The sequence below is a fragment of the Streptomyces sp. NPDC054872 genome, assembly GCF_053610705.1.
This window is the reverse complement of the sequence record NZ_JBSGYY010000013.1, coordinates 140,178-146,849: the sequence shown is the minus strand read 5'-3', so window position 1 is coordinate 146,849 and position 6,672 is coordinate 140,178. Positions and strand designations below refer to the sequence as shown.

Genomic DNA, 6,672 nt, shown 5'->3' with positions numbered 1-6,672 from the left:
CAATCAAAGCCGCTGCCTCCGCCGAACAGGGCTGGTGGGACGGGGTCCTGCCCGGCTGCTGGCTGCTGGCTGCTGGCTGCTGGCTGCTGGCTGCTGATCGAATGGCCCGAAGGCGCCGGGACTCCCACGGACTACTGGCTGTCGAACCTGGCGACGGAAACCCCGATGGCCGATCTCGTCCGGCTGGCCAAGGTCCGCTGGCGCATCGAACACGACTACCGCGAACTCAAGCACGGCCTGGGCCTGGACCACTTCGAAGGCCGATCCTGGCCCGGCTGGCACCACCACGTGACCCTCGTGACCGCCGCCCATGCCTTCCTCACCGAACGACGCCTGCCCCCAAAGGCGCCCGGGCCGGACTTCGCCCTCTACCAAATCCTCGACGCCCTCCAGAACACCCTGAGGTGTTGGAACGGCATCTGCACCACCTGCCATCAGCCCCTGTCCACACGAACACCAAGACCGAGACAGACCTAACGGAGTCCTATTAGCGAGGAATTCGACGATTTCGTCTGCGGTCTTCGACGCCGCCACGCGCCCGTACCTGGGGCCGGCGCGGTCACACGCCCCTCTTCACCGTCCGCGGCCGCTCCCGACGCCACATCTCGATCACGGGCTTGCGCTGCTACCGCCCCGGCGAGCAACCACGGCTGATCTACCGGCCCCCGCTTCCATCTCAACCGCAAGGGCGCGCGCAAGAGCTTCGCCTGGACCGACTACCGCGATCTCCTGGCGCGCCCCACTGCAAACTCCACGCCCCCATCGTCGTGGTCGTCTGGGACAACCGCAACATCCATCGGGCGGCCGACCTGCGCCAGTACGAAGCCGACCACGACTGGCTCGCCGTCTTCCAACTCCCCTCCTATGCACCGGATCTCAACCCAGTTGGGGGCATCTGGTATCTCCCGCTGCGAGCCCCGATGGCCTACACCGCCCTGACCGACCCCGACTACCTCGAGCACACTCTCCGCCGGGGACTCGCCCACATCCAACGACACCCCGACCTCATCACCGGCTGCCTCGCGGGATCCGGTGTCACCATCACCGACATCCACCCGAATGCAAGCCGAAAAGGTCAGCAACTCCCGCAGTTGGGGCACTCGATGTCATGTCGCCCCGCGGTCAGACCCTTGCTGGCGCGCCCGTTTGGCACCAGGACCATCTGCAGCCGTCCGCAGGCGCAGCGACTCCAGACCACAGTGCCCTCGCTGGTGGCGTGTTGGGAAATGATGGTGTTCGTGTGGGTGTCCATGGCAGCAGGATGACCCAGGGCACCGTTGCGGTCTATTGCATGTTTTATGGGTTGTGTGTGCAAAATGCTTCATGATTGACCTGCGCCGACTCCATATGCTCCGCATGGTGCACCAGCACGGCACCGTCACCGCGGCTGCGGAAGCGCTGCACCTCACCCCGTCGGCGGTTTCCCACCAGATGCGCGAGCTAACGCGCGAACTCAAAGTCGTCCTTCTGGAGCCAAAAGGCCGCGGTGTGCGGTTGACCCCGGCCGGTCACCTGCTAATCGACCACGCCGACGCGCTGTTGGCCAGGTGGGAGGAGGCACAGGCGGAGCTGGAGTCCTACCGGGCGGGCGTGACCGGGCCCTTGCGTCTAGCGGGGTTCACCACCGCAATCAGCGGGTTGATCGCGCCCGCGGCCGGGCGGTTGCGGCAAAGCCACCCCGATCTCCTGGTGCAGGTGCGCGAGTGTGACACCGCGAAGAGTTTCGACCTGCTGGTCGCAGGCGAAGTGGATCTAGCAGTTGTGGAACCCATCGAAGGCGGGCCTCAGCAGGATGACGCTCGGTTTGAACAGACCCTTCTGCTGGAGGAGCCATATTTCATGCTGGTGCCCGCCGACCACCCGCTAGCGCGGGCGGTCTCGGTGCGCCTGGACGATGCGGTGGCCGAGGACTGGATCGTCGCCGACCCGGGCACCTGCGACCACGCTCAGCGAGTGATGGCGCTTTGCGCGGCGGCCGGGTTCTCGCCGCGGGTCGTGCACGCCGCCACCAACTGGCCAGCGATCTGGGCGCTGGTCGGTAATGGGTTGGGCATCTCACTGGTCCCGAGGCTAGCCGAGGGGCCAGCTGGCCAGTCAGTGGCAAGGGTGCCGGTGCTGAGCGAAAACGTGCCGACGCGGCGAGTACTCATCTGCGCGCGCCGGGGTAGTCGGCGGAACCCGCTTATTGACCTCGGAGTACGGGTGCTGGAAGAAGCTGTGCGTGACCAGCGGGCCAGCCTGGTCCCAACCTTTGACGGCTCACCTATCGGGGACGGCGAGCTACGGGGTTGATCGAACTTCGGAGGGCGGCGCGCCACACTTGCCGGAGTGATCAGCCGTCTTAGGATTCTCTGCTTACAGTTCGTGGCAAGGAGATACCCCGTAGTTGTCGCTGGGGACGCTGTTACGTTGCGGTTGTGCACGGCGTACCATTGCAGACAGGCACTCTGAGGTACTCGGGGCGAAGGCTCGTCTCCATTGACGAACCCCGGTCCGTGGGCGGTTTTGGATCACTTTCAGTGCCGGGGCCACGGAGGGTGACCGAAATCGCGGTCATGAACGGCTGGGGCGCTGAGCAGGACCCGCTTGCGGAGCGGGTCGTTGGCCCGGCCGACCCTCTTCAACATCTTGGCCTTGTTGTTCTGGCCCTCGACAGCGCCAGAGCTCCAATCCAGGTGAGGCCGGCGACGACGGCGTCGAGGTCCTGGCCGAGGCTGGTGACCTATGTGCGTAGGGCAGGCAAGTCGTCGGCCTTCACGTGCGTGATCCATCGGTCCAGGTACTTGCCCTGCCGATTGTTCATGAGCTCGGCGAACGTCGGACGTGGCGCGCGGTGCGGTCGAGAGCGGGGCAGCGCACCAGAATTGCTTTGACCTGCTGGGTCTGATTGTCGGTGAGGCGGTCGGGATGGCGGGTGAGTCAGTTGGTCACGTTTCGCACGGACGGTGCTCTGCGGGGCGGGTCGTGCGGAAAGCTCTCGCGGAGCTTAGCCACGTACGCGCTCGTGGAAATCTTCGAACAGGCGGCGGGCGCTGTGCAGCCCTCGGCCCAACGCTGGGGCAGGTAGGGCTTGTAAGGGTCGAGGATTCTGGCTGGGCCGATCCACCGGCCGACCAGGAGCTCGTCTGGGCTCGCTACGTTGACGAAGCGGCGCGGCGCAGTCCGACGCCCTGGTCGAGGAGCGAATAGACATCCGCGGTTCGTTCCCGAACACGGTCAGAGAGTCGGCCTGTTGTCCGCAGCCCTGATGGAGAGGGCGGTTCGAGGTTCGTGTTTTCCATGGCCGCGATGACTGAGCCGTGGCGGATTGGTGCGGCTCACGCAGCAGGCGCGATGCTGGACGACTGTCTTCTCGCGGCCTCGGCCAAATTCGACCAGATGTGCCACCGGTCCGCGACATGGATGGCGCTCGGGGCGCCGTGACGTCCGGCCTCGGCATAAGCGTGGAGCGGTCACGACAGGTCACTTCAATGCCGGGATGCTCCGCGAGCCACTGAGCGACCGTCGCCGTCGTCCGGTCCGGCAATAGATCGATGGGCCGGCGGGATTCGATGTCGATCAGGATCGTGCCGTAGCTGTGGCCCTTTCGCAGGGCGAAGTCGTCCACCCCGAGTACCCGCGGAGTCGAGGTCTCGGGCTCCGGAAGAATCGCAGCAGCGTCAGCCTGCTCATTTTAGCCGCCAGCGTTTGGGAAAGGCGGGCACCGGCTCTGCCTGCCAGAATCACAGCCAGACGCTCCAACACCGTTTGAGGCCCTGACGTTGACCGCAGCGAACCGACTCGTAACTCAATCAAAACCGGCCGACGGCCGCCCGCACTGTCGGCGAGGCGACGTACGTACCGGCTGTGCACCCGGTACGACAGTTTCCCGCAAGCCGGACCCGCCGCCCGCTCCGCGGCAGTTCGGGCCTGCACGGCCACCAACTCACCCTTGGACACAACGTTTTCGATCATGACTCTTCGACTCCCCTCCCTCGCCGGGGCCCGGGGCAGCATTGCCACGTCTACGGAAGGCGTCGTAACGCCCTCGGAAACTGAATCATCTCGGGCGTCCTTGCAAAACGAAACGAAACGTAACGTAACGCAAGCGGTATTGTGAGGTCATGACCCCCGACCCGAACAGTGAACGGCGCAGCGCGCGTGCCCGCCGGGCCATCCTCGATGCGGCGTTCGACCTGGTGTGCCGCAAGGGCTTCGCGAAGGTGACCATCGAGGCCATCGCCGCCCAAGCCGGTGTGGGCAAGCCCACGATCTACCGTTGGTGGCGCTCCAAGGGGGCGGTGATGCTGGAGGCGATGAGCGAGGAGCTCGGTGACGACTTCGCCTACCCCGACACCGGCGACATCGCCGCCGACCTCACGGCCCAGATCTCCGCGGTGAGTCAACGCCTGGTCACCGGCAAGTACAGCGAGGCGTACAAAGGCGTCATAAGCGAGGCACAGAACGACCCCGCCTTGATGAAGGCCTTCCGCGAAACGATCCTCGAGCCCAGCCTCGTGGAATGCCGGGCCCGACTGAATTCTGCCATCGCCGCCGAGCAGCTCCGCTCCGACGTGCCCATCGACGTGATGGTCGACCTCTTGTACGCGCCGATCCACTATCGGCACTTCCTGGGCTTCGGCGACGACGCAGTCAGGCGTAGCGCCGATCTCGTCCAGCACGCCCTACTCGGCCTGCGACCCCGGCCGCACGCTGGATGAAACGACCGCCTCCCCATTGCTGACTTCGTAGCCCCGCAACGGGGTTACCGGCCTTCGGAGTTGGCATGACTACCTCCCCTTGTCGAGTGCATGGCCCGGGGGGTGGTGTCACCCGCTCCGAAAGCACTGACAGACCGCTGATTAGGGGCATGACCACCGGCTTCTTCGCAGGTCGGGAGGCTCTTCGTAATGTGGATGTGGCGATCAGTGCCGTGGCAAGGCCGGGTGAGTACGACCGGAGCGTGCACGTGATCGACATCAGCAACATCGACCTCTTCCTCGGCCTGGACTTCGGCAAGGGCGAACACCACGCCACCGCCGTCACCCCCCCCGGCCGGCAAGAAGACATTCGACAAGCGGCTGCCCATCAGCGAGCCCAGACTCCGCGGGGTGTTCGGCAAGCTGAAGGCCAAGCACGGAACCGTCCTCGTGATCGTCGACCAGCCCGCCACCATCGGCGCCCTGCCGCTGGCCGTCGCCCGGGACATGGGCTGCGAAGTCGCCTACCTGCCCGGCCTGACCATGCGGCGGATCGCCGACCTCTACCCCGGCGAGGCGGACGCCCGTGACGCGTTCATCATCGCGGATGCCGCCCGGGCAATGCCGCATACTCTCCGCTCGCTCGAGCTGGACGACGAGAACGTCGCCGAGCTTCAGATGATCGTCGGCTTCGACGACGACCTGGCCGCGGAAGCCACCCGCCTCTCGAACCGCCTTCGCGGCCTGTTCACGCAGGTCCACCCGCATCTCGAACGTGTCCTGGGCCCGCGCATGCAGCACCCGGCCGTGCTGAAAATGCTCGGCCAGTACGGCTCTCCGGCCCAGATCCGCAAGGCAGGCCGCCGATGGCTGGTCACCCTGATCCGCCCGAAGGCACCCAGGACGGCCGAGCGGCTCGTCGACGACGTCTTCACCGCGCTTGATGAACAGGCCGTCGTCGTCACGGTCACGGACGACCGCGCTGATCGTCCCCAGCCTCGCCGACTCGCTCACCGCCGTCCTCGAGCAGCGCAAACTCATCGCCGCCCGGATCGAGGAACTGCTGGAAGCCCACCCTCTTTCCCGGGTCCTGATGTGCATGCCCGGCATCGGCATCAGGACCGGAGCCCGCATCCTCATCGACGTCGGCGACGGAACCAACTTCCCCTCGGCCGCCCACCTCGCCGCCCACGCCGGCCTCGCTCCCACCACGCGGAGCTCGGGCACCTCCATCCGCGGCGAACAGCAGTCCAGGAGAGGAAACAAGCAGCTCAATCGGGCCTTCTTCCTCTCCGCGATCGCCGCCCTCGCCGACCCCGCCTCCCGCACCTATTACGACAAGAAGATCAAGGAGGGCAAGCACCACACCCAAGCCCTCTGCCTCGCCCGCCGCCGAGCCGACGTGCTCTTCGCGATGCTCCGCGACGGAACCTTCTACCAACCACCAACCCCGGTTGCCCCTTGACCAACGTCATAGGGGCACCCCCCGGCAGAAGGCTGGCTGAGCCCGTACGACGGGCCACGAACGCTTCGGGTCTGGACGTCGCCTCCAGCCGAGGCGGAACTCAAACCATCGACTACCTCCGCACCACCCTGGTCACCTCCCAAGTACTGCCCGAGCGCCACGAACTCACCGCCCGCATCGAACGCCACCTCACCCGCCCCGCAGCCCGCCATCCCGAACACGCCCTACTGCTGCGCGCCTACGTCCGCTGGTCTTCCTGCCCCGGGCCCGCCGGGCCCATCGAAGGCTAGATGATCTATTCCAAGGGGTCAGTGATCGAAGGCGGTCAGTGACCCCTTGGAATAGATCATCTAGGCGGGCTCAAGCACCGAGTACGCGAGGCCTACGCCCTCAACCTTGCCGTCGCCTTTCTCACCACCATGAACAACCACGCCTTGCGCTCACGGGAGTCACCCAGCACGAGATGGACTGGTGGATGGCCGCCCTGGTACCCGCTGGCACGGTGGTTTGCGGGGCATTACTGAGGCG

The 6,672-nt window shown here is 66.0% G+C and carries 5 protein-coding genes and 2 pseudogenes; 6 read left to right on the top strand and 1 reads right to left on the bottom strand.

Going from position 1 to position 6,672, the window contains the following annotated elements:
* The 3 genes and pseudogenes from ACWGIH_RS18265 to ACWGIH_RS18255 all read left to right on the top strand — a co-directional run.
* Positions 1-403 (top strand): annotated as a pseudogene (locus tag ACWGIH_RS18265) (transposase); the annotation flags it as partial.
* Positions 404-497: 94 nt separating this feature from the next.
* Positions 498-1,265: a transposase gene (locus tag ACWGIH_RS18260; protein WP_453445451.1), complete on the top strand. Its 768-nt coding sequence runs from the start codon at positions 498-500 to the stop codon at positions 1,263-1,265.
* A 58-nt stretch (positions 1,266-1,323) separates the two neighbouring features.
* Positions 1,324-2,292 (top strand): LysR family transcriptional regulator, encoded by a 969-nt coding sequence (locus ACWGIH_RS18255; RefSeq protein ID WP_453445426.1) that lies wholly within the window; start codon positions 1,324-1,326, stop codon positions 2,290-2,292.
* Positions 2,293-2,986: 694 nt separating this feature from the next.
* Here the strand turns inward: ACWGIH_RS18255 and ACWGIH_RS18250 are convergent.
* Positions 2,987-3,607 carry a transposase gene (locus ACWGIH_RS18250; protein WP_453445424.1) on the bottom strand — a complete coding sequence of 207 codons (621 nt, stop codon included), beginning with the start codon at positions 3,605-3,607 and terminating at the stop codon, positions 2,987-2,989.
* Positions 3,608-4,103: 496 nt separating this feature from the next.
* Between ACWGIH_RS18250 and ACWGIH_RS18245 the strand changes: the two genes are divergently transcribed.
* The 3 genes and pseudogenes from ACWGIH_RS18245 (at position 4,104) to ACWGIH_RS18235 (ending at position 6,434) form a co-directional block, all read left to right on the top strand.
* On the top strand, positions 4,104-4,700 hold the full coding sequence (locus ACWGIH_RS18245; RefSeq protein ID WP_453445422.1) for a TetR/AcrR family transcriptional regulator: 597 nt from the start codon (positions 4,104-4,106) through the stop codon (positions 4,698-4,700).
* Positions 4,701-4,948: 248 nt separating this feature from the next.
* A pseudogene (locus tag ACWGIH_RS18240) lies at positions 4,949-6,144 on the top strand (IS110 family transposase).
* Positions 6,141-6,434, top strand: a complete 294-nt coding sequence (locus tag ACWGIH_RS18235) for a hypothetical protein (RefSeq protein ID WP_453445421.1) — start codon at positions 6,141-6,143, stop codon at positions 6,432-6,434. Before ACWGIH_RS18240 ends, ACWGIH_RS18235 begins: the two are co-directional and overlap by 4 nt.
* Positions 6,435-6,672 lie beyond the last annotated feature (238 nt).